At 75.5% G+C, this 1,426-nt stretch carries 2 protein-coding genes; both read right to left on the minus strand.

What is annotated here, in order from left to right; all coding sequences use genetic code 11:
* Nucleotides 1–51 precede the first annotated feature (51 nt).
* Complete coding sequence (locus AB0917_RS34160; RefSeq protein ID WP_366823587.1) at nucleotides 52–834, minus strand: hypothetical protein; 783 nt, start codon at nucleotides 832–834, stop codon at nucleotides 52–54.
* 163 nt (nucleotides 835–997) lie between these two features.
* Nucleotides 998–1,426 (minus strand): helix-turn-helix domain-containing protein (locus tag AB0917_RS34165; protein ID WP_366823588.1); only part of this gene is annotated, 429 nt, incomplete at its 5' end.

A 1,426-nucleotide genomic window follows, 5' to 3' on the forward strand; every position in this document is an offset into this window, starting at 1 on the left:
CGGCGGTGCGCCCTGTCCGCCGGGGCGGGGCGCACCGCCGGGCAGCGGGCCTCAGCTCGCCGCCGCCGGGCGGGGCCCCGGTACCCCGAGGTGCGGCGCCAGCCACGTCGGCACCCCGCCCAGCAGCCGGAACAGCCGGCCCGCCTCCGCGCGCAGCCGGGCCGCCTCCGGCTCGGGCTCCGCCTCCGCGAGGGAGATCAGCGCCGGGGCCGTACCGACCAGGTAGCCCAGCTCCTCCCGGATCCGCAGCGACTCCGAGAAACCGTGCCGCGCCTCGGCCAGCTCGCCGTCCTGGAGCGCCAGGGTGGCGAGGTGGCGCCAAGTGAAGGAGAGCAGCAGCTCGTCGCCGCGCGCGGCCGCCCCGGCGTGCGCCCGGCGGTACGCGGCGCGGGCCGACTGCGGGGAGGCGGCGATGTGCTGGGCGATGAGTCCGCGCCGGAAGTCCAGCAGCGGCCGTCCGGGTGCGGTGGGCGCCAGCAGCGCCGCCGCCCGGCTCAGCGCCACGCTCGCCTCGTCGGCCCGGTCCCGTACGCCCAGCAGGGTCGAGGCGTAGGCGAGATGGCCCCGCTCGCAGGCGGCTCCGCCGCGCTCGTCGTCGCTGCGGGCCAGCGCCTCCGCGCCGCGCAGCGCGTCCTCGGCGTCGGTCCAGCCCTCGCCGGTGTAGAGACACCGCTCGGTCAGCAGGGCGGTGCGCTGGAGCGCCGCCGCCGGGTCGCTCGCCGCGTGCGGCTCCAGCAGGGCGGCCGCATCCGTCCAGCAGGCGCGGGACCGCAGCCGCCATACCGCTGTCTGGAGCGGCGGATCGTCATCTGCTGTCGTTCCGGAACCAGACATGGCGGTATCCGCCACATTGCCCTCCCCGAGCGCGCCATTGTGCTGTTGAGTACCGCCGAATCTCAGCACGGATCGGCCCGCCGGGCCAAGGGGTCCGACCGATGTCAGGTGAAGGAATTCACAAACGGGGGGAACGGGCCCGCCGCGCGGCGGGGCCCGGCGGTCAGCTCATACGCAGGGCGAGGAAGAAGTCGAGCTTGTCCTCCAGCCGCGAAAGGTCACGGCCCGTCAACTGCTCGATCCGTCCGACGCGGTAGCGCAGTGTGTTGACGTGGAGGTGCAGCCGGGCCGCGCAGCGGGTCCAGGACCCGTCGCAGTCGAGGAAGGCCTCCAGCGTCTCGATCAGCTCCGCCCGGTGGCGCCGGTCGTAGTCGCGCAGCGGGTCCAGCAGCCGGGCGGTGAAGGCGCGGCGGACGTCGTCGGGGACGAACGGCAGCAGCAGCACGTGCGAGGCCAGCTCGTGGTGGCCGGCCGCGCAGACCCGCCCCGGCCGGGCCGCCGGCAGCGCCGGGCAGTGGAAGAACAGGCTGCAGTAGCCGCACTTTTCCCAGATGACGTGCAGCGCTGCCGGGTTGTCGGCCGGGCTGCTGGC

Source organism: Streptomyces sp. NPDC007346 (assembly GCF_040703535.1).
GTDB lineage: Bacteria > Actinomycetota > Actinomycetes > Streptomycetales > Streptomycetaceae > Streptomyces.

What these genes read in the sequence shown, in the direction of transcription:
- AB0917_RS34160 (WP_366823587.1), bottom strand. Translation starts at nt 834, where the DNA reads ATGTCTGGTTCCGGAACGACAGCAGATGACGATCCGCCGCTCCAGACA.